24 protein-coding genes and 2 pseudogenes are annotated in these 25,747 nt (G+C 70.5%); 13 read left to right on the top strand and 13 right to left on the bottom strand.

Translation table 11 applies throughout. The features are described 5' to 3' along the window. Positions 1–89: 89 nt before the first annotated feature. The 4 genes from narI to AB0I73_RS23325 are packed head-to-tail and all read right to left on the bottom strand — an operon-like array spanning position 90 to position 6,914. Positions 90–833 carry a respiratory nitrate reductase subunit gamma gene (gene narI / locus AB0I73_RS23310; protein ID WP_363040259.1) on the bottom strand — a complete coding sequence of 248 codons (744 nt, stop codon included), beginning with the start codon at positions 831–833 and terminating at the stop codon, positions 90–92. After that, positions 830–1,549 (bottom strand): nitrate reductase molybdenum cofactor assembly chaperone, encoded by a 720-nt coding sequence (gene narJ, locus AB0I73_RS23315; protein WP_363040261.1) that lies wholly within the window; start codon positions 1,547–1,549, stop codon positions 830–832. Before narJ ends, narI begins: the two co-directional genes overlap by 4 nt. Then, positions 1,546–3,201, bottom strand: coding sequence for a nitrate reductase subunit beta (narH, locus tag AB0I73_RS23320; protein WP_363040263.1), 1,656 nt, complete (start codon positions 3,199–3,201; stop codon positions 1,546–1,548). Before narH ends, narJ begins: the two co-directional genes overlap by 4 nt. Further along, positions 3,201–6,914, bottom strand: a complete 3,714-nt coding sequence (locus AB0I73_RS23325) for a nitrate reductase subunit alpha (protein ID WP_363040265.1) — start codon at positions 6,912–6,914, stop codon at positions 3,201–3,203. Before AB0I73_RS23325 ends, narH begins: the two co-directional genes overlap by 1 nt. Positions 6,915–7,351: 437 nt before the next feature. Between AB0I73_RS23325 and AB0I73_RS23330 the strand changes: the two genes are divergently transcribed. After that, complete coding sequence (locus tag AB0I73_RS23330; protein ID WP_363040267.1) at positions 7,352–7,735, top strand: universal stress protein; 384 nt, start codon at positions 7,352–7,354, stop codon at positions 7,733–7,735. Between the two features lie 175 nt (positions 7,736–7,910). Next, positions 7,911–9,227, top strand: coding sequence for a GAF domain-containing SpoIIE family protein phosphatase (locus AB0I73_RS23335; protein ID WP_363040269.1), 1,317 nt, complete (start codon positions 7,911–7,913; stop codon positions 9,225–9,227). A 265-nt stretch (positions 9,228–9,492) separates the two neighbouring features. Here the strand turns inward: AB0I73_RS23335 and AB0I73_RS23340 are convergent, their stop codons facing one another. Next, the gene (locus tag AB0I73_RS23340) at positions 9,493–9,795 is read right to left on the bottom strand and encodes a hypothetical protein (protein WP_363040271.1); all 303 of its coding nucleotides are present in this window, start codon (positions 9,793–9,795) and stop codon (positions 9,493–9,495) included. Between the two features lie 235 nt (positions 9,796–10,030). Between AB0I73_RS23340 and AB0I73_RS23345 the strand changes: the two genes are divergently transcribed. The 3 genes from AB0I73_RS23345 (at position 10,031) to AB0I73_RS23355 (ending at position 11,222) form a co-directional block, all read left to right on the top strand. Then, positions 10,031–10,321, top strand: a complete 291-nt coding sequence (locus AB0I73_RS23345) for a glyceraldehyde 3-phosphate dehydrogenase NAD-binding domain-containing protein (protein ID WP_363040273.1) — start codon at positions 10,031–10,033, stop codon at positions 10,319–10,321. Between the two features lie 177 nt (positions 10,322–10,498). Beyond that, on the top strand, positions 10,499–10,840 hold the full coding sequence (locus tag AB0I73_RS23350; RefSeq protein WP_363040275.1) for a carboxymuconolactone decarboxylase family protein: 342 nt from the start codon (positions 10,499–10,501) through the stop codon (positions 10,838–10,840). A 217-nt stretch (positions 10,841–11,057) separates the two neighbouring features. Then, positions 11,058–11,222 carry a hypothetical protein gene (locus AB0I73_RS23355; protein ID WP_363040277.1) on the top strand — a complete coding sequence of 55 codons (165 nt, stop codon included), beginning with the start codon at positions 11,058–11,060 and terminating at the stop codon, positions 11,220–11,222. A gap of 232 nt (positions 11,223–11,454) precedes the next feature. Here the strand turns inward: AB0I73_RS23355 and AB0I73_RS23360 are convergent, their stop codons facing one another. After that, a complete protein-coding gene (locus AB0I73_RS23360; RefSeq protein ID WP_363040279.1) occupies positions 11,455–11,859 on the bottom strand; it encodes an STAS domain-containing protein in 405 nt (134 codons plus the stop codon). 142 nt (positions 11,860–12,001) lie between these two features. Next, entirely contained in the window at positions 12,002–12,364 is a 363-nt protein-coding gene (locus AB0I73_RS23365) for a DUF488 family protein (RefSeq protein ID WP_363040281.1), read from the bottom strand. A 139-nt stretch (positions 12,365–12,503) separates the two neighbouring features. Between AB0I73_RS23365 and AB0I73_RS23370 the strand changes: the two genes are divergently transcribed. Then, on the top strand, positions 12,504–12,752 hold the full coding sequence (locus tag AB0I73_RS23370; protein WP_363040283.1) for a hypothetical protein: 249 nt from the start codon (positions 12,504–12,506) through the stop codon (positions 12,750–12,752). Positions 12,753–13,119: 367 nt separating this feature from the next. On the opposite strand, the pseudogene AB0I73_RS23375 reads toward AB0I73_RS23370, so the two are convergent. Next, positions 13,120–13,248 (bottom strand): annotated as a pseudogene (locus AB0I73_RS23375) (N-acetyltransferase); the annotation flags it as partial. A gap of 504 nt (positions 13,249–13,752) precedes the next feature. Between AB0I73_RS23375 and AB0I73_RS23380 the strand changes: the two are divergent. Both AB0I73_RS23380 and AB0I73_RS23385 read left to right on the top strand, forming a co-directional pair. Then, positions 13,753–14,670, top strand: a complete 918-nt coding sequence (locus AB0I73_RS23380) for an alpha/beta hydrolase fold domain-containing protein (RefSeq protein WP_363040285.1) — start codon at positions 13,753–13,755, stop codon at positions 14,668–14,670. A gap of 154 nt (positions 14,671–14,824) precedes the next feature. Continuing rightward, on the top strand, positions 14,825–15,631 hold the full coding sequence (locus AB0I73_RS23385) for a DUF427 domain-containing protein (RefSeq protein WP_363040287.1): 807 nt from the start codon (positions 14,825–14,827) through the stop codon (positions 15,629–15,631). On the opposite strand, the gene AB0I73_RS23390 is transcribed toward AB0I73_RS23385, so the two are convergent. From AB0I73_RS23390 to AB0I73_RS23410, 5 genes and pseudogenes are all read right to left on the bottom strand, one after another. Continuing rightward, entirely contained in the window at positions 15,621–16,406 is a 786-nt protein-coding gene (locus AB0I73_RS23390) for a GntR family transcriptional regulator (RefSeq protein WP_363040289.1), read from the bottom strand. The genes AB0I73_RS23385 and AB0I73_RS23390 overlap by 11 nt on opposite strands. Before the next feature lie 44 nt (positions 16,407–16,450). Next, a complete protein-coding gene (iolD, locus tag AB0I73_RS23395) occupies positions 16,451–18,322 on the bottom strand; it encodes a 3D-(3,5/4)-trihydroxycyclohexane-1,2-dione acylhydrolase (decyclizing) (protein ID WP_363040291.1) in 1,872 nt (623 codons plus the stop codon). Then, positions 18,319–19,212 (bottom strand): 5-deoxy-glucuronate isomerase, encoded by an 894-nt coding sequence (iolB, locus tag AB0I73_RS23400; protein WP_363040293.1) that lies wholly within the window; start codon positions 19,210–19,212, stop codon positions 18,319–18,321. Before iolB ends, iolD begins: the two co-directional genes overlap by 4 nt. 28 nt (positions 19,213–19,240) lie before the next feature. After that, positions 19,241–20,116: a deoxyribose-phosphate aldolase gene (locus tag AB0I73_RS23405; protein ID WP_109376212.1), complete on the bottom strand. Its 876-nt coding sequence runs from the start codon at positions 20,114–20,116 to the stop codon at positions 19,241–19,243. Between the two features lie 71 nt (positions 20,117–20,187). Continuing rightward, positions 20,188–20,439: pseudogene (locus AB0I73_RS23410) on the bottom strand (PfkB family carbohydrate kinase); the annotation flags it as partial. Between the two features lie 312 nt (positions 20,440–20,751). Here AB0I73_RS23410 and AB0I73_RS23415 point away from each other — a divergent pair. Genes AB0I73_RS23415 through AB0I73_RS23435 form a run of 5 tightly spaced genes read left to right on the top strand, consistent with a single transcriptional unit; the run spans position 20,752 to position 25,746 of the window. Next, a complete protein-coding gene (locus tag AB0I73_RS23415) occupies positions 20,752–21,771 on the top strand; it encodes a sugar ABC transporter substrate-binding protein (RefSeq protein ID WP_363040295.1) in 1,020 nt (339 codons plus the stop codon). Continuing rightward, positions 21,771–22,847 carry an ABC transporter permease gene (locus AB0I73_RS23420; RefSeq protein WP_363040297.1) on the top strand — a complete coding sequence of 359 codons (1,077 nt, stop codon included), beginning with the start codon at positions 21,771–21,773 and terminating at the stop codon, positions 22,845–22,847. The genes AB0I73_RS23415 and AB0I73_RS23420 overlap by 1 nt, the downstream gene beginning before the upstream one ends. A 5-nt stretch (positions 22,848–22,852) precedes the next feature. After that, positions 22,853–23,764 (top strand): ATP-binding cassette domain-containing protein, encoded by a 912-nt coding sequence (locus AB0I73_RS23425; RefSeq protein WP_363040299.1) that lies wholly within the window; start codon positions 22,853–22,855, stop codon positions 23,762–23,764. Between the two features lies 1 nt (position 23,765). Next, positions 23,766–24,668, top strand: coding sequence for a sugar phosphate isomerase/epimerase (locus AB0I73_RS23430; RefSeq protein WP_363040301.1), 903 nt, complete (start codon positions 23,766–23,768; stop codon positions 24,666–24,668). A 58-nt stretch (positions 24,669–24,726) separates the two neighbouring features. Then, the gene (locus tag AB0I73_RS23435; RefSeq protein ID WP_363040303.1) at positions 24,727–25,746 is read left to right on the top strand and encodes a Gfo/Idh/MocA family oxidoreductase; all 1,020 of its coding nucleotides are present in this window, start codon (positions 24,727–24,729) and stop codon (positions 25,744–25,746) included. The last annotated feature ends 1 nt before the right edge of the window (position 25,747 follow it).

Raw genomic sequence — 25,747 nt, forward strand, 5'->3', positions numbered from 1 at the left:
GTCGCAGCTCAGGGCTGGTTTCGGAGACATCCGAAACCAGCCCTTGAGCATTCTTGGGGACCAGTTGGGGACCGGCGTCCTTTTCTGTGTCAGTAGCGGACGCCGATGCGGCGCCAACGGCGTCCGCTGGTGCCGGGTTCGGCGGGGTGGGCAGCGGTGCGGGAGCGGTAGAGGACGAACGGACGCCACAGGTACCACAGCGGGACGCTCCAGGCATGCACGAGCCGGGTGAAGGGCCACACGGCGAGGATGGCCCAGGCGGCGGTGGCATGGACCTGGTAGATCAGCGGGGCGCGGGAGATGGCGTCAACGTCGGGGTTCCCGGCGAACAGGCCGCGGAACCACAGGGCCACGCTCTGGCGGTAGTCGTGGCCGGCGCCGAGGAGGTTGACGCCCACGGTGGGGATGATGCCGAGCAGGATGACGATGGCGAGCAGGATGAGGGCCATCCAGTCGACGGGGCTGGTGGTGGCACGGACCTTGGGCACGGTGGTGCGGCGGAAGGCGAGGATCAGCACGCCGAAGATGACGGCGAGTGCGGCGACGGTGCCGCTGATGGAGGAGAACCAGCGGTAGGTGTTCTCGGGGATGCCGAGCCACCGGGTGAACGACTCGGGGATGAGGATGCCGATGACGTGGCCGGCGATGGCGGCGAAGGTGCCGTAGTGGAAGAGCGGCCCGCCCCATTTCAGCAGTCTGCGCTCCTGCAGCTGGGTGGAGCGGCTGGTCCAGCCGAACTGGTCGTAGCGCCAGCGCCAGACGTGGCCGACGACGAAGGTGACAAGGGCGAGGTAGGGCAGGATGACCCACCACCACAGGTCCCAGGAGCTCACCGGCCCTCCCTTGCACTCAGGGACGCTCTTGGCATCGGGTATGCGGATGGTGTCGGGTGTCCGGGCGGGGCGGACGGTTCCAGTCCGGTCTGCTCCGGTGGGCCGAAGGGCTCCAGACCGACGTGTTCGCCCGGTGGTCCCTCGACGGCCAGTCGTCGCCAGGTGTCGCGCTCGTGGCGGTCCGGTTCGGGCAGCCGGCCGCAGAGCGTGTCGAGGACGTCGGCGTAGGGGGTGGAGTGCTCGTGGAGTGCCTGCCGGAGGAGCTCGAGTCCGGCCCGGCACTGCAGCAGGGTGCGGTGGCCGGGCTCGGGGGTGAGGGCGGCGAACTCCAGGATCAACGGCAGGAAGTCGGGCAGCTCCGCCTCGGGCGGTTCGTGTCCGGCCTGGCGGTAGGCGTGTTTGAGGGTGAGCAGGGCCATGCCGCGGGCGCGGGTGTCGCCGTGCCGGTAGTAGGTCAGGTGCAGGCTGCGGCGGCGGGTGTGGTCGAAGGTGTCCACGTACTGCTGGGCGGCCTCGGCAGGAGGCAGGCGCCGCAGGTGGTCGCAGACGGTGGCCAGCCGGGTGCGGTCGGCCGGGTCGGCGATGGCGGGGAGCGCGGCGGTGATGTCGTCGAGGCAGGCGAGCATCGTCTCGTCCGGGTAGCGCAGGAGGACCGAGGAGATGCGGTGTACCAGGGGGGCGTCGGCCGCCGGTCGGCGGCCCCGGCGGGGGATCACCGGCTGCCCCCGTCGCCGAAGAGGCCGGGGGCGGGGCCGGCGCCGTTCCAGCCGAGGAGGTTGAAGCGCACCTTCCCGTCGCCGTCGTGGAACTGGCTGCCGCCACCCGACGGGTTCAGGCCCGGCAGGGGTGGCGGAGCGGCGGCCCGCTGGTCCTCGTCGTGGGCGGCGAGGTCGGCCACACCGCCGGGGTAGTCGAGAGAGCAGTGCTGGGCCATCAGAGCGCCGGAGTCCTCGGCGTGCACCCGGGGGATGACATAGCGATCGTCGTACTTGGCGATGGCCAGCAGCCGGTAGAGGTCCTCGATGTCGTCGGCGCTCGCGCCGACCCGGCCGAGCAGTTCCTGGTCGGGTGGGTCGCCGAGCTGCTGGGCGCGCATGTGGGCGCGCATCGCGGTCAGTTTGCGCAGCACGCCCTCCACCACGGCGGTGTCCCCGGCGGTGAAGAGGTTGGCCAGGTACTCCATGGGGATGCGCAGGGCGTCGATGGTGGCGAACACGCGGTCGGGGTCGTCGTCGTGGTAGCCGGTGGCGTGTACCGCGTCCATGACCGGGGACAGTGGCGGGACGTACCAGACCATGGGCATGGTGCGGTACTCCGGGTGCAACGGCAGCGCCACCCGGTGCTTCTTGATCAGCGCGTACACCGGGGAACGCCGGGCGGCCTCGATCCAGTCGTGGGCGATGCCGTCACGCTCCGCAGCCGCCTGCACCTCGGGGTCCTCCGGATCGAGGAACACCGACAACTGCGCCTCGTACAGGTCCTTGTCGTCCTTGACCGAGGCTGCATCAAGGACGGCGTCGGCGTCGTACAGCATGACGCCGAGGTGACGCAGCCGGCCCACGCAGGTCTCGGAGCAGATGGTGGGCTGACCGGCCTCGATACGCGGGTAGCAGAACGTGCACTTCTCGGCCTTGCCGGTGCGGTGGTTGAAGTACACCTTCTTGTACGGGCAGCCCGACACGCAGAACCGCCAGCCCCGGCAGCGGTCCTGGTCGACCAGGACGATGCCGTCCTCCTCCCGCTTGTACATCGCCCCCGACGGGCAGGAGGCGACGCAGGAGGGGTTGAGGCAGTGCTCGCAGATTCGCGGCAGGTAGAACATGAACGCGTGCTCGAACTCCATCCGCACTCGCTCCGAAAGACCCCTCAAGTTCGGGTCGGAGCCTGCGTACTCGGCGGCTCCGGCGAGGTCGTCGTCCCAGTTCGGGCCGTGCACAGGGCGCATGTCCCGGCCGGTGAGCTGGGATTTGGGGCGGGCGCTGGTGAAGCTGTCGGACAGCGGTGCGGTGGTCAGGCTCTGGTAGTCGTAGGTCCACGGCTCGTAGAAGTCGTCGAGCGAGGGCAGGTCGGGGTTGTAGAAGATGGTGGCCAGTCTGCGCAGTCGGCCGCCGGCCTTGAGTTTCAGCTTGCCGCGGCGGTTCAGGGTCCAGCCGCCCTTCCACTTCTCCTGGTCCTCATACCGGCGGGGATAGCCGGCGCCCGGTTTGGTCTCGACGTTGTTGAACCAGACGTACTCGGATCCGGGCCGGTTGGTCCAGGTTTGCTTGCAGGTGACCGAGCAGGTGTGGCAGCCGATGCACTTGTCGAGGTTCATCACCATCGCCACCTGCGCCATGCAGCGTCCGACAGTGCCTGCGGCACGGGTCATCAGAAGTCCACCTCCTGGCTGCGCCGACGGATGACGGTGATCTCGTCGCGCTGGTTGCCGGTGGGGCCGATGTAGTTGAAGCCGTAGGAGAACTGCGCGTAGCCGCCGATCAGATGAGTCGGCTTGATCAGGAGGCGGGTGAGGGAGTTGTCGCCGCCGCCATGCAGGCCGGAGGTCTCCGTCTTCGGCACGTTCAGGTGGCGGTCCATGGTGTGGTACATGTACACCGTGCCCTCGGGCATGCGGTGGGTGACCACCGCGCGGCAGGCGACCACGCCGTTGCGGTTGTACGCCTCGATCCAGTCGTTGTCGGCCACGCCGATCTTCTCCGCGTCCAGCGGGCTCATCCAGATCACCGGCCCGCCGCGGAAGAGAGTGAGCATGTGCAGGTTCTCCTGGTACTCGGAGTGGATCGACCACTTCGAGTGCGGAGTCAGGTAGCGCACCACGAGTTCCGGGTGGCCCTCCGGTGAGCGGGTCGGGTCGCCGAAGTGGGCCACCATGTTCAGCGGCGGCCGGTAGACGGGCAGTTGTTCGCCGAACTCGGCCATCCAGTCGTGGTCGAGGAAGAAGTGCTGGCGCCCGGTGAGGGTGTGCCAGGGCTTGAGGCGTTCGACGTTGACGGTGAACGGGGAGTAGCGGCGGCCGCCGGACTCGGTGCCGGACCACTCCGCCGAGGTGATCACCGCACGCGGCTGGGTGCGGGTGTCCTCGAAGGTGATGCGGTCTCCGGAGCGCTCCTCGGCCAGGTCGGCCAGGTCCACGCCGGTGCGCTCCTCCAGCGCGCGCAGCGACTGAACGGCCAGGCGGCCGTTGGTGGTGCCGGACAGGGCGAGGATCGCCTCGCAGAACTGGTCGTCGCGGGCGATCGAGGGACGCCCGTCGGCGATGCCGCCGCGCACGGTGCCGTTGCGGCGGCGCAGGTAGTCGATCTCCTCATCAACCTTCCACGTCACGCCCTTGGTGGTGGTGCCCAGGGTGTCCAACAGCGGGCCGACGGCGGCCATCTTCTCGGCCACCGCGGTGTAGTCGCGCTCCACCACGATCAGCTTCGGCATCGTCCGACCCGGTACCGGCTCGCACTCGCCGGCCCTCCAGTCGCGCACCCGCCCGTGCGGCTGCGCCATTTCGTCCGCTGTGTCGTGGGCGAGCGGCGCGGCGATCACGTCCCGCCGCACGCCGAGATGGACGGCGGCGAGCTCGGAGAACTCGGCGGCGAGGGTGTGGAAGACGTCGAAGTCGGTGCGGGTCTGCCACGGGGGTGCGATCGCCGGGCTGAAGGCGTGCACGAACGGGTGCAGGTCGGTGGAGGACAGGTCGTACTTCTCGTACCAGGTGGCGGCCGGCAGCACCACGTCGGAGAACAGGCAGGTGCTGGTCATGCGGAAGTCGACGGCCACCGACAGGTCGAGCTTGCCGACCGGGGCCTGCTCGCGCCAGGTGACGTCCTTGGGCCGCAATTCCGGCGGAGTCTCGACGGCGGTCACCGCGTCGTCGGTGCCGAGCAGGTGCCGCAGCATGTACTCGTGGCCCTTCATCGACGACGCGAACAGATTCGCCCGCCAGATGAGCAGGACGCGGGGGAAGTTGACCGGATCGTCCGGATCCTCGGCGGCGAACCGTAACCGGCCGGCCTTCAACTCCTCGACGACGTACTCCGGTACGTCCTTCCCGGCCCGTCCGGCCTCGTCGCACACGTCCAGAGGGTTGCGGTTGAACGCCGGGTGGGAGGGCATCCAGCCCAGCCGGGCGGCCAGCGCGTTGCAGTCCGGCAGGGTACGTCCCGCCAGCCGGCCCTGCCCGAGCGGGCCGGCCAGCGCGTCGGCGGGGAACGCCTCGTAGCGCCACTGGCCGGTGGCCAGCCAGAACAGCGGTGTGCCCACCATGTGCCGGGTGGGGCGCTGCCAGTCCAGGCCGAACGCGAGATGGAACCATCCGGTCAGCGGCCGTACCTTCTCCTGGCCGACGTAGTGTGCCCAGCCGCCGCCGTTGACGCCCTGGCTTCCGGTGAGCATCACCAGTGACAGGAACGTGCGGTAGATCTGGTCGGAGTGGAACCAGTGGTTGGTTCCCGCCCCCATCGCGATCATCGAACGGCCGCCGGTGCGTTCGGCATTGCGGGCGAACTCCCGCGCCACGCGGGCGGCCGCCTTGGCCGGCACCGAGGTGATCGCTTCCTGCCAGGCCGGTGTGTACGGACTGTCGGCGTCGTCGTAACCGGCCGGCCACTGGCCGGGCAGGCCCTCGCGGGCCACTCCGTACTGGGCGAGCACCAGGTCGAAGACGGTGGTCACCAGGTGCCCGCCGACCCGCACCGCCGGCACACCGCGCCGCAGCACCGCCCCGGACTCCCCGGGCCCCGAGTCGAACCTCGGCAGATCGACGGCCACCGCCTCGCCGTCCGGCCGCCCGTGCAGGGTCAGTAGCGGGTCGGCCCCGTTCAGCCGCAGGTTCCACAGGCCCCGGCCCGACTCGGACCAGCGGAAGCCCAGTGACCCGTTCGGCACCACCGGATCGCCGGTGCGTCCGTCCAGCAGTACCGTCTTGAACCCGGCCGCCTCCGCAGTCGATCCGGGCAGGTCGGTGGCGGTGAGGAACTTGTCCGGCACGTACCCGCCACCGTCGCGCTCGCGCAGCCGCACCAGGAACGGCAGGTCGGTGTACGTCTTGGCGTACTCGGCGAAGTACGGCACCTGCCGGTCACGGTAGAACTCGGTCAGGATGACGTGGCCCATGGCCATCGCCAGCGCGCCGTCGGTACCCGGAGCCGCCGCCAGCCAGTCGTCGGCGAACTTGGTGTGGTCACCGTAGTCCGGGGAGACCACCACGACCTTCTGCCCCTTGTAGCGGGCCTCGGTCATGAAGTGCGCATCCGGGGTACGGGTGACCGGCAGATTGGTGCCCCACACGATCAGGTAGCCGGCGTTCCACCAGTCGCCGGACTCCGGGACGTCCGTCTGGTCGCCGAACACCTGGGGGGAGGCCATCGGCAGGTCCGCGTACCAGTCGTAGAAGGACGAGATCGTGCCGCCGATCATCGACAGATACCGTGTACCGGCCGCGTACGAGGCCATGGACATCGCCGGGATCGGAGAGAAACCGACGATGCGGTCGGGGCCGTAGCGCTTCACGGTGTGGACCTGTGCCGCCGCCACCAACTCCGTGACCTCACGCCAGTCGCAGCGCACGAAACCGCCCTTGCCGCGGGCCCGCTTGTAGGCGGCGCACCGCTCCGGATCCGCAGTCAGCCACTCCCACGCCGCGACCGGATCCGCATGCCGTGCCTTCGCCTGCCGCCACAACTGCAGCAACGGGCCGCGCACGTACGGGTATCGGATCCGGGTGGGCGAATAGGTGTACCAGGAGAACGACGCGCCCCGCGGACAGCCCCGCGGCTCGTACTCCGGGGAGTCCGGCCCGACCGAGGGGTAGTCGGTCGCCTGCGTCTCCCAGGTGATCAGGCCGTCCTTGACGAACACCCGCCAGGAGCATGAACCGGTGCAGTTCACCCCGTGCGTGGAGCGCACTTCCCGGTCGTGGCGCCACCGCTCCCGGTAGAACTCCTCCGCCGCCCGGCCGCCCTCGCGGTACAGCATCCGCCGGTCGGGTGACTGCGTGCCGGGAAAGAAGTACTGCGCCGTACGCATCAGCCGCTCGGCCGCGACGTCGGCCCGGTCGGTGCTCACACCATTCGCCTCCTCGGATGCTGCCATTGCCCACTCGTGCCCAGTGCTCCCAGTGCCTCGCCCGGCCGCAGAGGTGGTGACCACCATGCTTTACCGAAGGCCGAACCGAACGGGACCGACACTCCGTCAACCCACATACACCGCAGACCAGAGGCTTGATGGGCTGACGTACGCGGGCCAGGCGCCGGGGCGGTGCGCACGGGGCACTGCCGGTGGGCCGTACCACCGCTGCCGTGGCCCCTCTTTTCCGTCTACCCACACGCGGGCCCGCTGGGGGCGGCGCGGTACAGGATCCACATCGGGATCCGGGCACGGTCAGTCGTGGGGCCCACTCCCCGGACGGCAACCGGTCAATCGCACAGACCGCCTCTCACGCATCCCGTCACCTGGCTCCCGGCCGCCGGGGGCGAAGCAGCAGGCCCTCGGAGCACCCGCTGCTCCGGTGCATCCTGTGCTGGCGGGCTATGACGGGTCCACGGCCAGCCGCCGCGCGCTGGCGTGGGCGCCCGGACCGGGCGGCCGCTGCTCGTCGCCTGCATCGCCCCGGTCCCCATGTCGTACGATCCGGGGACAGCTGTCGTCCCTGTGGCGGAGCGAGAGGCCGATGCGCTCGCCTGGCTGCGCGCGGAACTCGCTACACGCTCCCCGCGAGCACGCCGGCCGGATTGGACGTCCGTGTTGCGGCCCGCACCGGGGATGTGGCCAGTGAGCCGGCCCGTCCGGCCGATGAGCACCAGGCCGACGCACTGGTGCTGGGCGCTCCGGGGCACCGGCTGCACCACCTGATCGGGTCGGTACCGGCGTGGATGGCCCGCCACGCGCACTGCCCCGTCGTCATCGTGCCCTGACCATGCACCACGCGTGGCCGGCCGGCACAGCGGGGCCGGGGGCACCGGTCGCGACGGCCTTCTCGGTCGTAAGCAGGAGACGCTCACCGCTGCGGCCTGCTTCCGGCCAGGTGAGCGCGTAGTGTGACATGGCAGGGCGACCTGATGACGGCGCCCGGCGCCAGGAGGAAGCACCATGGCGCACAACCCGTGGCAGCGATGGGGGCGGGGCCGGACCGGGGGCGGCATGGTCGCGCGATCGCAGCAGCGTGTTCTGGACCGGCACCGGCTGCGGCACCTGCTGGACGCGGTCGAGGCGGTCAGCACCGACATGGATACCCGCACCGTGCTGCGCCGCATCGTGGAAGCGGCCGCCGACCTCGTCGCCGTGCGCTATGGGGCGCTGGGCGTGCTCGACGAGAGCGGAAAGGTCATCGACCTGATCACCGTGGGCATCGATGATCCGCAGCTGTGCGCTGCGATGGGCCTGCCGCAGGGCCATGGCCTGCTGCACACCATGGTGGACGACCGGGAGCCGTTGCGGGTGGCGGATGTGGCCGGGCATCCTCGTGCGGCCGGTTTTCCGCCCGGGCATCCGGTCATGCGGACTCTGCTGGGCGTTCCGCTCATGGTGCGCGGCACGGTCTACGGTGACCTCTACGTCGCCGACAAGAGGGACGGTACGCCCTTCGACGACGACGACGAGGGCCTGCTGACGGCCCTGGCCAGTGCCGCGGGCGTCAGTCTCGAGAACGCCCGTCTGTACGAGCAGCTCAGACGCGCCACCGAGCACTTCCAGCGCCGCATGCTGCCCGTGCTGCCCGACCTTGCGCCGCTGACGGCCGCCGCCCGCTACGAGCCCGCCTCCGAGCTGCCCAGGCTGGGCGGGGACTGGTACGACGCCATGGCCCTGCCGGACGGCGCCACCTGTGTCGTGGTGGGCGACGTGACCGGCCACGACGTGGAGGCCGCCCCGCTGATGGGGCAGATCCGCAACATGCTGCGGGCGCTTGCCTTCGACCGGGATGGGCCGCCCGGCCTGGTCGTGTCCCGGCTGGACCACGCCCTGACGATGTTCGAGGACCCGCCGACGGCCACCCTGGTGTTCGGCCGCATCGAGCGCACTGGTGGAGCGGGCGGGGGGTACACGTTCGGCTGGAGCAACGCGGGGCATCTGCCGCCGCTGCTGGTCGGCGCGGACGGCGGCACCCGCTACCTGGCACCCGCCCGTCACGGAATCCCGGTGGGGATCGAGGCGTCCGTCCCCCGGTTCAGCCACGAACTCCCCCTCCCGCCCGGCAGCACCCTGCTGTTGTTCACCGACGGGCTGGTCGAGCGCCGCGACCAGGACATCGACACGGGACTGGCCGAGCTGGCCGAGCAGGCCGCCCGCCTGGCCACGGCCCCGCTGGAGGAGCTGTGCGACGCTCTGGTCAGCCGGAGCCGACAGGTGTTCGACGACGACGTCGCTCTGCTCGCCCTGCGCATCCCCTCGGACGGCCCGGCACGGTGAGAGACACACCCTGGCCGCTCGGCGTGCCGGGGTTCGCGGGCGGTCGCCCTGACGGGAGGCGGTCGGGATGGCAGCAGGGTGCGCAGGGTGTAGGGCAGGGTGCCGCCGTGGCGGTAGTAGTCGGCCTCGGTGGGGGTATCGATGCGTACCCGCGCAGCGAGTCGGACGGTGCCGGCGGGGCCGTAGGCGGTGAGGGTGACCTCGGGCGGCAGTCCCTCGGCCTCGGTGCCTGTCAGGCCACGGATGGTGTAGGTCTCCTCGCCGGTCAGACCGAGAAGGTGATGATCCACCAGGTGCCGAACCAGCCCAGGTGCGGTGCTCCGTGGGAGCCGGGCACCGCCCCGCAGTGGGTGGACAGGCACGGCGAGTAGAACGGTGAGAGACAGGGGTCGGCGTAGTAGTCCCGGTTTGCCGGCGCCGCACAGGTCGCGTAGGCCACGAAGAGGGCCAGGACGGTGAACGTGATCAGCGGGTAGGCCCACCAGCGGTCCCTGCGCAGCGTCCGCGCGGTGATCGCGGCCCGCCCGGGAGACCGGATCCCCGCCGGGGCGCCGTCTGCTGTTTCCACGGCCCGGCCTCCCTTGGCCGGTGCCGGGGCTGCCGATCCGGTCACCGGGAGCCTTCTCTGCTCAAACCTGCCGGAAAAGGGCAGGCCGTGCGATCCCAGGGCAACTTCTCCGTGCCGTATGACAGGCGGAGCCGAGCGGATACCCGCACGCGGATGGCGTAGGCCCGCCAGCCTGGGCGCTCACGCGGTGGTACGACGGGCAGGGAGCACCAGCGAATACCGGAAGGACGTCCGGATGCCGAAGGTCGCCATCAACGGGTTCGGCCGCATCGGCCGTGCCGCGCTGAAGATCCTGCACGACGTGGACGGTGTTGAGCTCGCGGCCGTCAACGACCTCGTCGAGGTGGACAGTCTCGCCTACCTGCTGGCGCACGACAGCGTCTACGGCCGCTACGGCAGGACGGTCGCGGTGAGCGACGGCGCGCTGAGCATCGACGGGCACGACGTGCCGGTGTACGCCGAACGCGATCCGGCCCGGCTGCCGTGGCGGAAGCCTGGGCGCGGCCGTCCTGGAAGCCCCGGCTGACCAGGAACAGCCGCCGCGGGTCGCCCACCTCGCGGTGCGCGACCTACCCGGTTCAGGCACCCCCGCACGAGGTCATGGACGCCGCCGGCATCACCGCACCGCACATCACCACCGCCGCCCGGCCCCTGCTCACCTGACCAGCCCGAAGGACCGCACCACCACGATCGGAGACATCAGATGACCGAGTCCGTCTACCACCCGGCCACACCGGAGCTCGGCGCCCGCCGCGCCCAACTCGCTCCGGCCGCCAACGAAGCGTTCGAGAACTTCAGCCGCGCCGTGTTCGCCGAGGGTGCGCTGCCGGAGAAGACCAAACAGCTGATCGCCGTGGCCGTCGCCCACGTCACGCAGTGCCCGTACTGCATTCAAGGCCATACCCGCCTCGCGCAGCGGAAAGGCAACAGCCCGGAAGAGATCATGGAGGCGATCTGGGTCGCCGCCGAGATGCGCGCCGGCGGCGCCTACGCCCACTCCACCCTCGCCCTGCACGCGATGGGAGAGACCGCACCCCACGGATGATGCGCGCCGACGCCCGGTGAACTCGCAGCGCCGGGAGTACGAACCGGTGACGTCGGCCTGGCAGCCGGGGGAACCCCCGGTGCCACCACCATCACCGCCGTGGAACCCGGCCGCCAGGTCACCGTGGACGGACGGCTGCACAGCATCACGGAAGAGGAGCGCGGCGACCACCGTGTCCTGCTCGGCACCCTCACCGACAGCACAGGCAGTCTCACGGTTGAGTTCCACGACGCCCCCGGACCTTGCTGCCGGACAGCTGCTTCGCCTGACCGGCCACGCCCACCGCCGCGACCGGTGCCTGGTCATCAGTGACCCGCACTACCGCCTCACCGGCACGCCCGGTGAGGAATCCGGTGCTCCGGCCGGCAACGATGCCACGTGATCCGCTGTACGCGCGGCTGCCGCCGAGTTGCCTCTGCCCTCGGCCAGCACCTGCCGGGGCACGGCCGGTGCCCGGTTTCGGCCGGCGGACGCACCGCTGGCGATTGCCGGACCGGCATCAGCCGCGCACGGCGACAACCGCACCGAGCAGATCTTCCATGCGATGCTCGAACCGGGCGAGCCTCGGCCAACGCCGCGCGAGAGGGAAACAGGTCGTTCCTGTGCGCCGTTCCTCAGCCTGCCGGGTGGGGCCAGCGAGCGAGGCTGCCGGGCGAGGGAGCGGATTGCGTCGCTTCCGCTACTGAGGGGTAGATCTCATAACTCTCGCGCATGCCGCTCAGATCGAAGATCCTCAGCATCCGGCCCGAGACGGACGCGATACGCAACGAACCCTCGTGTTCACGGATGCGTTTGGTGATCGCCACGATCACGCCCAGCCCCATCGAATCCATGAAGGTGACGAAGCCCAGGTCCAGAACGAAGTGGCGGTGTCCCTCATCAAGGAGCTTGAGCACTCCTTCCCGGAGCATGGGGGCAGTGTGGGCGTCCACCTCACCGTCGGCCTCGACAACACTCCAGCCGCTGACCACGTCGTAGCTCACCATCATGTTCTCGTGCCGGATGATGTTCGTTCGCATTGCCACCCCTCTTCACATCCACGGACGGCGCAAGACGCCTGGCGCGATACGGAGGAGACCGCCGACCCCTACCGATCGCACCCTGGGAAGCGCGAGTTCGCCTGGACCGGTGACCGCCACCCCGCCAGCGCCTCACTGCCGGTCACCGGCTTCTGGTCAGCCACTCGGCGAGAACGGCGGCCTGGCTGTGGTCCACGTCCTTGGTGGCGGTCAGCAGCATGAGTCTGTCGTGCGCCGCAAGGTCACGCAGATGTTCGGCCGCCTCACGGTGCCCGGCGTCGCGCAGCTCCGCCAGATAGCGGCGTCGGAATTCGGTGAAGCGGCTGGGCTCGTGGCCGTACCACTTGCGCAGCTTGCTGGAAGGCGCGACATCACGCAGCCACTCGTCCAGATGCGCGTCCTCCTTGCGCATGCCGCGGGGCCACACCCGGTCGACCAGCACGCGCTTGCCGTTCTTCGGCGCGGTCTCCTCGTGAACTCTGCGGCAGGTGATCTGTTCGGCCATGATGGCGCCCTTCCAGATCGGTCGGCCACCCCGGCGTTGAGCGGGGTGGACAGCTCCGTGCCCCGCTGCGAAGCGGGCGGTCCCGACTCACCCATTTTATCGGGGCCGGCTCGTGCGAGCCTGCCAGGCACTGCAGCCCGTGCTCACAAGCACGGGCCGGCAGCTGCCCCGCCCCCGCCCGGCCTTCGGGCACGGCGCCGAAGCCCTTCTCACCGACGCAAGCAGTGAACGGCACGTGCACCTGGTCGGTGGACACCACCCCAGCCGGCGCAACATGCCCACCCGGACCCTGACCCCCGCCATGCTCCGCGACGTACCGCACCGGGGCGCCGTCATCGCCGGGCTTCCACGGGAACGGCAGCACCGGCAGTCCCGCGCGCTGTCCTGATGGGGCCCGGTCTGCGTTCTGGGGACCAGTTGGGGACCGAACGGCATGCCCGATGCCGAACTCCACACCGCGAAGCACACGGCATCTGCCCTTGGAACAGCCGGTTCATCCGGATGATCCCGGTAGCCCGCACTCCTGGGGGTCAAGGGGTCGCAGGTTCACATCCTGTCGTCCCGACGGCGCAGGACGGGTGTCGAGCCCAGGTCAGGGACTTTCCTCACTTCGGTGGGGAGGGGCCCTTGATTGTTTCGAGGGCAGTCGTCACACGCTTCCTCACAAGCATGGTTCATCAAGATCGGTTGAACGGTTCGGCAGAGTTCTCCGAACCGTCGGCAGTACGTGTCGCCCGGCCGTGTGATTCGCGATGTCATACCGGCGTCAGGTCGGTGCGGGGGGCGATGCCCCGGTGGTTGCTTCGCGGCACTCGGTCCGCGAAGGTCACGTCCTGCTCGGTGAGGAACCGGAAGCCGAGGGATCGGCAGATGCCGTTCGAGGCCCTGGCTTGCCCAGAACCCCGAGAGCCGTGTGAAGAGGACGAGAGCGCGCGTGGTCTCGTGCTCGTGGGATTACTGGCGGATGACTGGGGCACCGATGCGCTGCCCGGGGGCAGGCGGGTGTGGGCAGTGCCGCACGGGGAGGAACTCGGATGACGGCGAGCGAACCCCCTGGGTGGGCGACTTGATTCATGACGAGAACGCCGGTCGGTGCGGAATCGTCACGGACGTGCGTGGCGGCGCCGTGTGGGTGCTACGACCGGGATCCGGGCCGGGACAGTGGACTTCGGAACAGCCGGAACGCCTGACCGCGATGAGTCCGCGCGAGGAGATGCGGGGGCGGCTGTGGACAAGCGGGGAGCCGCGGCTCAGGATGACGTTCCGTCAGGCGGGATGTCGGATGCCGCGAGCCCTGTGCTGTCGGCTTCTGGCCACATCGCGGCGGGGGACTCGCGCCACAGGTCGGCGATAGCGTGGGGTTGAGGTCCGGGTGATGAGGAGGGCGCGTGCGATTCGCGCTGGACGCACTGTTCGCTGACGTGCCCGCGGAGCAGGTGGATGAAGCTCGTGACTTCTACAAGTCGAGGGCGGCAGGCCGTGGCCCCAGCACACTGGAGGAGCTCAAGGAGGCGCGAGCGAAGAGGTCTGCTCCTCATGCCGCCGATCCGCCTGCCGTCGAAGAGACTGTCGAAGTCGCGGAAGCGGGCGTCCCTGTCAGGATCTTCACTCCCGCCGACGGTCCGCCGCGGGGCGTCTACTTGGACATACACGGCGGCGGCTTCTACATGGACTCCGCAGCGCGAGGAGACGAACGCAACCGCGAGATCGCAGACGCCCTGCACCTCGCCGTTGTCAGCGTCGACTACCGGCTGGCCCCTGAGCATCCCTGGCCGGCTGCACCCGACGACTGTGAAGCGGCGGCACTCTGGCTCGTCGAAGAAGCCGGTGCCCGCTTCGGAACGTCCCGACTCGCGATCGGCGGGAGCTCCGCGGGAGCCACACTCGCCTTGGCGACCCTGCTCCGGCTGAGGGACAGAGGTGCCGTCGGCCGGTTCACCGGAGCGGCGCTCCAATTCGGGACCTACGACCTGAGCGCACGAACCCCGGCCGGTCGCCGCATCGCGGACGAATACTTCATCCAGGCGTACGCCGGTCATGTGGAAGACCGCACCGTTCCCGACATCTCTCCCCTCTACGGTGTCCTTGGCGGGCTTCCCCCAACGCTGCTGGTCGTCGGAAGCGCAGATGTCCTGCTGGAGGACAACCTGGCGCTGGCAGGTCGGTTGTCAGCGGCCGGCAATGACGTCGAGCTCCGGGTCTACCCCGACGCACCCCACGGCTTCACGGGCCACCCCACGGCAATGGCCAGGGCGGCGCTCAGCGGCATCGACTCCTGGTTGCGCGACCGGATCATGCAGGCGTAGGGACTGACCGCGATCCTCGAAGGATCCCGGTCCCAGCGGGAGGAGAACCTGACGGCGGGGCAGCGGACCCGGCTGGAGGGGGTGTGCCGGGACGTCCGGGTGGGGCGGTGGGACCGTGGAAGGGACACCCGGACACCCGGAGGGAGCGTCGGCCATGACCACCCACCCCGCCGCCCGTACCATCCGTGCGACCCCGGAAGGCCTGCTGTGGGAGCCCAGTGAGCGCTGGGTGCGCGGTACCGCGGGCGGTGCCACCGTCGTCGACAGCCGCCACCCGCTCCTCGTCTGGGAGCCCCGGCTGCCCGTCCCGCGGTACGCCTTCCCCCGTGAGGAGGTGCGCACGGACCTCCTCCGCCCCGCACAGGACCCGCCCACGGGCGAGCACACCGGCTCGGCGGTCTTCTACGACCTTGAGGCGGGCGGCGGGGTGCGACCGAACGCGGCCTGGACGTTCCCCGCGGAGGACCTGGCCGGCCACCTCGCCTTCGAGTGGTTCCGGCGCACCGGCACGGGCCTCGACCACTGGTACGAGGAGGACGAGGAGATCTTCGTCCACCCCCGCGACCCGCACACCCGGGTGGACGCCGTGCCGAGCAGTCGCCACGTCCGGGTCGGGATCGACGGCACGGTCGTCGCCGACACCCGGTCCCCGGTCCTGCTGTTCGAGACCTCCCTGCCGACCCGGTACTACCTGCCGCGCCAGGACGTCCGCCTGGACCTCTTCGAGGCCACGGACCACAGCACCGACTGCCCGTACAAGGGCACGGCCGACCGGTACTGGTCCTGGCGCGGCGGGGGCGCCGTACCGCCGGACATCGTGTGGAGCTACTCCGAGCCGCTGCCCGCCGTGGCCGCGATCAGGGGGCGGCTGGCCTTCTTCAACGAGGCGGTCGACCTCACCGTGGACGGTGAGCGCCTCCGGCGCCCGGTCACGCCCTTCAGCACGAGCCTCAGGACCTGACCAGGAGCTGGAAGTCGAAGGAGTACCGCGAGGCGCGGTAGATGTGTGTGGCGTACTCCACCGTGCGGCCCGTGTCGTCGTAGGCCGTGCGCTGCATGGTGAGCAGGGCGGCGCCCTCCCTCTCGTCCAGGCGGGAGGCCTCCGAGGCCGTGGCCGAGCGGGCGCCGACGGTCTGGCGGGCGCTGTGCAGGGTGATGCCGGCCGAGCGCATCATGCGGTACAGGCCGGTCGACTCCAGGCGGGCGTCGTCCAGGTCCAGCAGTTCCGGCGGGAGGTAGTTGCACAGCAGGGCGACCGGCTGGCCGTGGGTGCGGCGCAGGCGTTCCAGCAGGACGACCTCGCCGCCCTCGGCAAGACCGAGCGCGGCGGCCGCCTCGGCGGGCGCCGGGACCGTCTCGTGGCGTACGACCTGTGTGGTCGGCCCCTGTCCCGCCGCCTCCAGGTCGTCGTAGAGACTGCTCAGTTGCAGCGGCCGTCTGACCTGGCTGTGCACCACCTGGGTGCCCACCCCGCGCCGCCGGACCAGGAGCCCCTTGTCGACGAGGGACTGGATGGCCTGGCGGACGGTGGGGCGGGACAGACCGAGGCGTGCGGAGAGGTCGACCTCGTTGCCCAGGAGGTCGCCCGGGGCGAGGACGCCGCGTGCGATCGCCGCCTCCAGCTGCTGGGCGAGCTGGTGGTACAGCGGCACCGGGCTGCCCCGGTCCAGGGCGAAGTCCAGTGTGCTGAGCGCGGATTCGGTCACGGCACGGGTCCGGTCACCGGTCTTCGCCATGGGCGTACCTCCTTGTCGAGGGCGCGGTCGGGGTCGGGGACTGATCAGAGGTGGCGGCGGCGTTCGGCGACCCGGGCGTCGTACCGTTCGCGGGCCCGGACGGCGGCCTCGCGGGAGGCGACCTCGGCCACCGGCACGTCCCACCAGGCCTCGGCCGGGGGAGCGGTGGGGGCCGGGTCCGTCTCGACGTACACGCACGTCGGACGGTCGGCGGTACGGGCCCGGGCCAGGGCGTCCCGCAGCTCCCGCACCGTCTTGGCGCGCAGCACGTCCATGCCCAGGCTGGCGGCGTTCGCGGCGAGGTCGACGGGCAGCGGGGCGCCGGTGAAGGTGCCGTCCTCGGCCCGGTAGCGGTAGGCGGTGCCGAAGCGTTCGCCGCCGGTCTCCTCGGACAGGCCTCCGATGGAGGCGTATCCGTGGTTCTGGATCAGGACCATCTTGACGGGCAGCCGCTCCTGGACGGCCGTGACGATCTCCGTCGGCATCATCAGGTACGTGCCGTCGCCGACCAGCGCCCAGACCGGGGTGCCGGGCGCGGCCTGCTGGACGCCGAGGGCGGCCGGGATCTCGTAGCCCATGCAGGAGTAGCCGTACTCCAGGTGGTACTGGCGCGGGCTGCGCGCACGCCACAGCTTGTGCAGGTCGCCGGGGAGCGAACCGGCCGCGTTGATCACCACGTCCGTGTCGCCCACGACCGCGTCGAGCGCGCCGAGCACCTGGGTCTGGGTCGGTACGGCGTTCTCGTCGTCGGCGCGGTAGGCCGTCTCGACGACCTGCTCCCAGCGCTCCTTGCCGGCGCGGTACTCCGCCTCGTACGCCGCGTCCACGCGGTGCCCGGTCAGCGCCCCGGCCAGTTGCTCGAGACCGGTGCGCGCGTCGCAGACCAGGGTGCGCGCCGCCAGTTTGTGGGCGTCGAAGCCGGTGATGTTGAGGTTGAGGAAGCGGACGTCCGGGTGGCGGAAGAGGGTGCCGGAGGCGGTGGTGAAGTCGGTGTAACGGGTGCCGACGCCGATCACCAGATCGGCGGTGCGGGCGAGGTCGTCGCTCACCGCGGTGCCGGTGTGGCCGATGCCGCCGAGGTCGGCCGGGTGGTCGTGGCGCAGGGAGCCCTTGCCGGCCTGGGTGGAGGCGACCGGGATGCCGGTGGCGTCGACGAGGGCCTTGAGCGCGGCCTCGGCCTCGCTGTGGTGGATGCCGCCGCCCGCGACGATCAGCGGGCGCCGGGCGGCCCGTACGGCTGCCACGGCCGCCGCCAGCTCGGCCGGGTCGGGCGCCGGACGCCGTACGGGCCAGACACGGTCGGCGAAGAACTCCTCCGGCCAGTCGTACGCCTCGGCCTGCACGTCCTGCGGCAGCGCGAGGGTGACGGCGCCGGTCTCGGCCGGGTCGGCGAGCACCCGCATCGCGTTCAGCGCGGAGGCGATCAGCGCCTCGGGGCGGGTGATCCGGTCGAAGTGGCGGGAGACGGGGCGCAGGGTGTCGTTGACGGAGACGTCGGCCTCGGCCGGGTGCTCCAGCTGCTGGAGCAGCGGGTCGGCGGCGCGCGAGGCGAAGTAGTCGCCGGGGAGCAGGAGGACCGGCAGGCGGTTGACGGTGGCGAGGGCGGCGCCGGTGACCAGGTTGGTGGCGCCGGGGCCGATGGACGTCGTCACCGCCTGCGCCGAGAGCCGGTTGAGCTGGCGGGCGTGGGCGACGGCCGCGTGCACCATGGCCTGCTCGTTGCGGCCCTGGTGGTACGGCATGACGTCGGCGGACTCGACGAGTGCCTGCCCGACGCCCGCCACGTTGCCGTGGCCGAAGATGCCCCAGGTGCCCGCGATCAGCCGGCGGCGCACGCCGTCCCGCTCGGTGTACTGGGCGGACAGGAACCGCACCAGGGCCTGGGCGGTGGTCAGTCGGCGGGTGGCGGCGCTCATGCGGACCTCTCCGGGGCGGTGTAGAGGGGGAGACGGGGGTCGACCGGCTGGTCCGGCCAGGTGTCGCGGATCCAGGCGTGGTCGGGGTGGTCGCAGATCAGCCAGGCCCGTTCGGCTTCCGGTCCGGCCATGACGTTGAGGTAGTACATGTGGTGGCCGGGCACGGCCATGGACGGCCCGTGCCAGCCGTCCGGGATGAGGACGACGTCGCCGTCGCGCACCTCCGCCAGCACGTCCGTCTCCCGGCCCGGACCGGAGGGGGAGACCCGCTGGTAGCCGAGGCCGGGGGTGCCGTCGTGGCCGGCGAACTCGAAGTAGTAGATCTCCTCCAGCACGGACTCCTCGCCCGGCCGGTGCTCGTCGTGCTTGTGCGGCGGGAAGGACGACCAGTTGCCGCCCGGCGTGAGGACCTCCACCGCGATCAGCTTGTCGCACTCGAACACGCCCGCCGCGCCGAAGTTGTTGACCTGCCGGGAGCAGTTCCCGGTGCCGCGCAGCTCCACGGGGACGTCCGAGGCCGGCCCGTAACGGGCGGGCAGGCGGCGGGTGCAGCGGGCGCCGGTGAGCGCGAACCGGCCGCCGGCGGTGGAGGTCACGCTCGCGCGGGCGTCGCGCGGAACGTAGGCGAAGTCGGTGACGCCGTCGAACACGCCGGTGCGGCCGGTGAGTTCGAAGGTGTCGTGGCCGAACTCGTCGTCCGCGGTGACCGTGCAGCCGCCGCTCAGCGGCAGCACGATCCACTCGCTGTCGCCGGTGTCGAAGGTGTGGCTGCCGCCGGGCGGCAGTTCCAGCACGCGCAGGCTGGAGTATCCCCAGCCGGCGGTCTCCGGGGTCACGTCGACGACGTGGGGGCCGGTGTGGGCCCCGCCCGCGGGAAGGTGGTACCTCATGGCATGCCTCCGTCTGGGAACGGGCTTCTCACAACAGGCCGACGGCCGTGTCCACCGCCGACTCCACGGTGCCGCTCGCCGGGTAGAGCAGCGAGCGGCCGACGACCATGCCCTGTACGGAGGGCAGTCTCAGCGCCTTGCCCCACCGCTCGTACGCGGCTTCCTGGTCGCCGACCTCGCCGCCGAGCAGGACGACGGGCAGGGTGGAGCTCCGCAGGACCTCCGCCATGTCGTCGGCGTTCTCGGTGACGGGGAGTTTCAGCCAGGTGTAGGCGGAGGTGCCGCCGAGGCCGGAGGCGATGGTGATGGACCGGATGACGGCCTCGGCCGACAGGTCGTTGCGGACCCTGCCGTCGACCCGGCGCGAGATGAACGGCTCCACGAACACCGGGAGACGGCGTTCGGCCATGGCGTCGATCGCGCGGGCGGTGGACTCCAGGGTGGTCAGGGAGCCCGGGTCGTCGTAGTCGATGCGGACCAGCAGCTTGCCCGCGTCGAAGCCGAACCGCTCGATGTCCTCGGGGCGGTGGCCGGTGAAGCGGTCGTCCATCTCGAAGGCCGAGCCGGCCAGCCCGCCGCGGTTCATCGACCCCATGACGACCTTGTTCTCCAGCGCGCCGAGCAGCAGCAGGTCCTCCAGGACGTCGGCGGTGGCCAGCACCCCGTCGACACCGGGCCGGGACAGGGCGACGCAGAGACGTTCCAGCAGATCGGCGCGGTCGGCCATGGCCAGCCGCCGGTCGCCGATGCCGAGCGCGCCCCGCGCGGGGTGGTCGGCGGCCACGATCATCAGCCGCCCGCTGTCGCCGATCAACGGACGGCGCGCCCGGCGGGCCGCCGCCTCGGCGACGGCCTCCGGATTCCGGGCCCGGACCGCGGTGAGGTCACAGATGCTGAGATTCAAGGGAAGGACTCCGTTCAGGACTGGCTCGGCAGGCTCGCGTCGCCCGGTGGCACGGCCCGCGCGAGGAGGCCGTCGACGCCGAACTCCTCGGGCACCTCGTGCAGACGGGCGCCGAAGGGGTCCTCTCCCGTGCGGGTGGTCACCGCCGTGGCACGGCCGAGGCGGGCGGCGGCCACCGCGACGTTCGCGACCGGAACACCGAGGAACTTTCCGAACGTTTCGACCTTCGCCGACGGAACGCCGGTCTCCAGTGGGTAAAGGTCGACCCCGATGCGGCCCATGGTGATCAGGTCGAAATACTGTGGTGCGTCTGAGTCGGTCATCGAGCGAAGCTCCTCGAACTGCTGGGGATGCGGGTCCTCTGGCGCCCTGCGACGGTGGGGACGTGGAAGCCAGGGACCTGCCGCCTCTCAGGTGTAGGTCGCGGAGGGCGACGCTGTCAATAGTTTGTACTTACATTCGGACTAGCTAGTGAAATGATGTCTTAACAAAGTATTGACAGAGTGCGCGTCAGGGGATTTGATCCCGTCCCAGCACGACAGCCGTTTCGCACGACAGACCGGACGTCCGAGGCTCCGGGGAGGATCCTCGGAACCCGCCCTTTTTCCGCGTAGCCCAGCGAGGTGCAGGCAAAGATGGACCGCTCTTCTCACAACCACCCCCGCAGAATCGCGCCGTTCGTCGCGGTGGCCGCGGCGGCTGCCCTGACCCTCGCGGGCTGCTCCAGCGGTTCCGGCGGCAAGAAGTCCGAGGAAGGCGCGGACGCCTCCTCGGCGGGCAAGGCGAGCACGCCCCGCATGACGGTCGCCCTCGTCACGCACCAGGCGCCCGGTGACACCTTCTGGGACATCGTCCGCAAGGGCGCCGAGGCCGCCGCCGCCAAGGACAACGTCAAGCTCGTCTACTCCGCCGACCCGAACGCGGGCAACCAGGCCAACCTGGTGCAGAACGCGATCGACCAGAAGGTCGACGGCATCGCCGTCACCCTCGCCAAGCCGGACGCGCTCAAGAGCGTCATAGCCAAGGCGACGAAGGCCGGCATACCTGTCGTCGGCCTCAACTCCGGCCTGAGCGACTGGAAGGACCTCGGCCTGCTCGAGTTCTTCGGCCAGGACGAGTCCGTCGCGGGTGAGGCCTTCGGCAAGAAGCTGAACGAGGTGGGCGCGAAGAACACCGTCTGCGTCGTCCACGAGCAGGGCAACGTCGGCCTGACCCAGCGCTGCGACGGCCTGAAGAAGACCTTCGAGGGCAAGACCCAGATCCTCAACGTCAACGGCACCGACATGCCGTCGGTGAAGTCGACGATCACCGCCAAGCTCAAGCAGGACTCCGCCATCGACTACGTCGCCACCCTCGGCGCCCCGTTCGCGCCGACCGCGGTGCAGTCGGTGGGCGACGCCGGCAGCAAGGCGAAGGTCGCCACCTTCGACCTCAACAAGGACCTGACCAAGGCGATCCAGGCCGGCGACATCGAGTTCGCCGTGGACCAGCAGCCCTACCTCCAGGGCTACCTCGCCATCGACGGCCTGTGGCTCTACGAGAACAACGGCAACTACAGCGGCGGCGGTGAGCAGCCGGTGCTGACCGGCCCGGCGTTCGTCGAGAAGTCCAACGTCGACGCGGTCTCCGAGTACGCCGCGAAGGGCACTCGGTGATGAGCATGACCCGACAGGCTGAGCCGGCGGTGACCCCACCGCCGGCCTCCGGCCCGAAGGAGACCGACGGGCGGACGGTGCGACGCCCGCTGGCGCTGCGCCTGCTCGCCCGGCCCGAGGTCGGCGTCTTCCTCGGCGCCGTCGCCGTCCTGGTCTTCTTCCTCTTCACCGCCCCGCCGATGCGCGACGGCAGCTCGATGGCGAACATCCTGTACCAGTCGTCGACCATCGGCATCATGGCGCTGCCGGTGGCGCTGCTGATGATCGGCGGCGAGTTCGACCTGTCGGCCGGTGTCGCGGTGATCACCTCGGCGCTCACCGCGAGCATGCTCAGCTACCAGCTGACCATGAACATCTGGGTGGGCGTGGTCGTCGCCCTCGTGGTGTCCCTCGCGGTCGGCATGTTCAACGGCTGGTTCCTCGTCAAGACGGGCCTGCCGAGCTTCCTGGTCACCCTGGGCACCTTCCTGATCCTCCAGGGCGTCAACCTGGCGGTGACCAAGCTGGTCACCGGGAACGTCGCGACCGACGACATCAGCGACATGGACGGCTTCGACCAGGCCAAGGCCCTCTTCGCCTCGAGCTTCGAGGTCGGCGGCATCCAGGTGAAGATCACCGTCGTGTGGTGGCTGGTCTTCGCCGTCCTCGCCTCCTGGGTGCTGCTCCGCACCAAGTACGGCAACTGGATCTTCGCGGTCGGCGGCAACAAGGAGAGCGCCCGCGCCGTGGGCGTGCCGGTGACGTTCACCAAGATCTCCCTGTTCATGCTGGTCGGCTTCGGCGCCTGGTTCGTCGGCATGCACCAGCTGTTCTCCTTCAACACCGTGCAGTCCGGCGAGGGCGTGGGCCAGGAGCTCATCTACATCGCCGCCGCGGTGATCGGCGGCTGCCTGCTGACCGGCGGCTACGGCTCCGCGATCGGCCCGGTCTTCGGCGCCTTCATGTTCGGCATGGTGCAGCAGGGCATCGTCTACGCCGGCTGGAACCCCGACTGGTTCAAGGCCTTCCTCGGCGTCATGCTCCTCGGCGCCGTCCTCATCAATCTGTGGGTCCAGCGCACGGCGACCCGGAGGTGACAGCGATGACCGACGACACGACCGGCACCCACGGTGCCGTCCTCAAGGACACCGCCCCGGACGGGGAGCACCCCCTGGTCGAACTCCGCGGCGCCGGCAAGTCCTACGGCAACATCCGCGCCCTGCACGGTGTCGACCTGGCCGTCCACCCCGGCAAGGTGACCTGCGTCCTCGGGGACAACGGCGCCGGCAAGTCCACCCTCATCAAGATCGTCTCCGGACTGCACCAGCACACCGAGGGCGAGTTCCTCGTCGACGGCGCCCCGGTACGCTTCTCCACCCCGCGCGAGGCCCTCGACCAGGGCATCGCCACCGTCTACCAGGACCTCGCCGTCGTCCCGCTGATGCCGGTGTGGCGCAACTTCTTCCTCGGTTCCGAGATGACCAAGGGCCCCTGGCCCCTGCGCCGCCTCGACATCGACCGGATGAAGAGGACCGCGGACGAGGAACTGCGCAACATGGGCATCGTCCTGGACGACCTGGAGCAGCCCATCGGCACCCTCTCCGGCGGCCAGCGCCAGTGCGTGGCCATCGCCCGTGCCGTCTACTTCGGCGCCCGCGTCCTCATCCTCGACGAGCCCACCGCCGCGCTCGGCGTCAAACAGTCCGGTGTGGTGCTGAAGTACATCGCCGCCGCCCGCGACCGCGGCCTCGGCGTCATCTTCATCACCCACAACCCGCACCACGCCTACATGGTCGGCGACCACTTCAGCGTCCTGCGCCTGGGCACCGTGGAACTCTCCGCCTCCCGCAGCGACGTCACCCTCGAGGAACTCACCAACCACATGGCCGGCGGCACCGAACTCGCCGCCCTCAAGCACGAACTGGCGCAGGTACGAGGCGTCGACGTGGAGGAGCTCCCCGAGGCGGAAGACCTCCAGACCCCCGCAGCGGCATCCCCGGAAGGAAAGTCCTGACATGGCAGTCGCGCTCGACCGCATCCGGGTGGGCTCCGCCCCCGACTCCTGGGGCGTCTGGTTCCCCGACGACCCGCAGCAGGTGCCCTGGCAGCGCTTCCTCGACGAGGTCGCCGAGGCCGGCTACTCCTGGATCGAACTCGGCCCCTACGGGTACCTCCCGACCGACCCCGCCCGCCTCACCGACGAGGTGAAGAAGCGGGACCTCAAGGTCTCCGCCGGCACCATCTTCTGCGGACTGCACCGTGGCCCCTCCGAGTGGGAGTCCACCTGGGAACAGGTCGGCCGGGTCGCCTCCCTCACCCAGGCCATGGACGCCAAGCACCTCGTCGTCATCCCGTCCTTCTGGCGCGACGACAGGACCGCCGAGATCCTGGAGGCCCCGGAGCTCACCACCGAGCAGTGGGGCCACCTCACCCGGGGCATGGAACGCCTCGCCCGGGAGGTGCGGGACACCTACGGTCTCGACATCGTGGTCCACCCGCACGCCGACACCCACATCGACACCGAGGAACACGTCGAGCGCTTCCTCGACTCCACCGATTCCTCCCTGGTCAACCTCTGCCTCGACACCGGCCACTACGCCTACTGCGGCGGCGACAGCGTCAAGCTGATCGAGACCTACGGCGAACGCATCGGCTATCTGCACCTCAAGCAGGTCGACCCGGAGATCCTCGCCGACGTGGTCGAGAACGAGATCCCGTTCGGCCCCGCCGTGCAGCGCGGCGTGATGTGCGAACCGCCCGCCGGCGTACCGGAGCTGGGCCCGGTCCTCACGGCCGCCCAGAAACTGGGCGTGGACCTGTTCGCGATCGTCGAGCAGGACATGTACCCCTGCGAACCGGACAAGCCGCTGCCGATCGCGGTCCGCACCCGCAAGTTCCTCCGCTCCTGCGGCGCCTGACGGCGAGGAGCCCGACCACCCGGAAACACCCGACCACCCGGAAAGGGGAGGCGACGACATGAACCGGCAGGAACCCCTGGGAATCGCCGTCATCGGCACGGGCCGCATGGGCGCGGACCATGTGCGCCGCATCGACCGGGTCATCAGCGGCGCGCGGGTCACCGCCGTCGTCGACACCGACGCGGAACGGGCCAAGGCGGTGGCCGCCGGCGTCGACGGCTGCACCGCCCACACCGACCCGGCTGCCGCGATGGCGGCGGCCGACGTCGACGCCGTCCTCATCGCCTCACCGGGGCCGGCCCACGAGGCGGCCCTGCTCACCGCGTTCGAGCACGACCTGCCCGTGCTGTGCGAGAAACCCCTCACCCCCGACGCGGCCTCCGCGCTGCGCGTCATGGAAGCCGAACAGGCACTCGGCCACCGCCGTGTCCAGGTCGGCTTCATGCGCCGCTACGACGCCGAGTACGTCCGCCTCAAAGCCCTGCTGGAGAGCGGGCAGCTGGGCCGCCCGCTGATGCTCCACAACCGGCACCGCAACGTGGCCAGCCCGCCGTTCTTCACCAGCTCCATGCTGATCAGCGACTCCGTGGCACACGAGGTGGACGCCACCCGCTGGCTGCTGGGCCACGAGATCACCGCGGTCACGGTGCTGCGTCCCACCCCCTCCGCCGGCGCCCCGGACGGACTGCGCGACCCGCAGTTCGTCGTCCTGGAGACCGACGGCGGCGCGCTCAGTGACGTCGAGATCTTCGTCAACTGCGGCTTCGGCTACCAGGTCCAGGCCGAGGTGGTCTGCGAACGCGGCACCGCCCGCATCGGCGACGGCCACGACCTGGTCACCAACATGGCCGGCCGCTGGGGCGGCACCATCGCCCAGGACTGGGCCGAACGCTTCGCCCAGGCCTACGACGACGAGGTCCAGGCCTGGGTGGACACCACCCGCCGGGGCGAGGTCACCGGCCCCAGCACCTGGGACGGCTACGCGGCGGCCGCCGTCTGCGAGGCCGGCGTCCGGGCCCTGGAGGAAGGCGGCCGGGTCGCGGTCGAACTGGCGGAGAAGCCCCCGCTGTACCGGTGAG

The organism is Streptomyces sp. NPDC050388 (assembly GCF_040655635.1).
GTDB lineage: Bacteria > Actinomycetota > Actinomycetes > Streptomycetales > Streptomycetaceae > Streptomyces.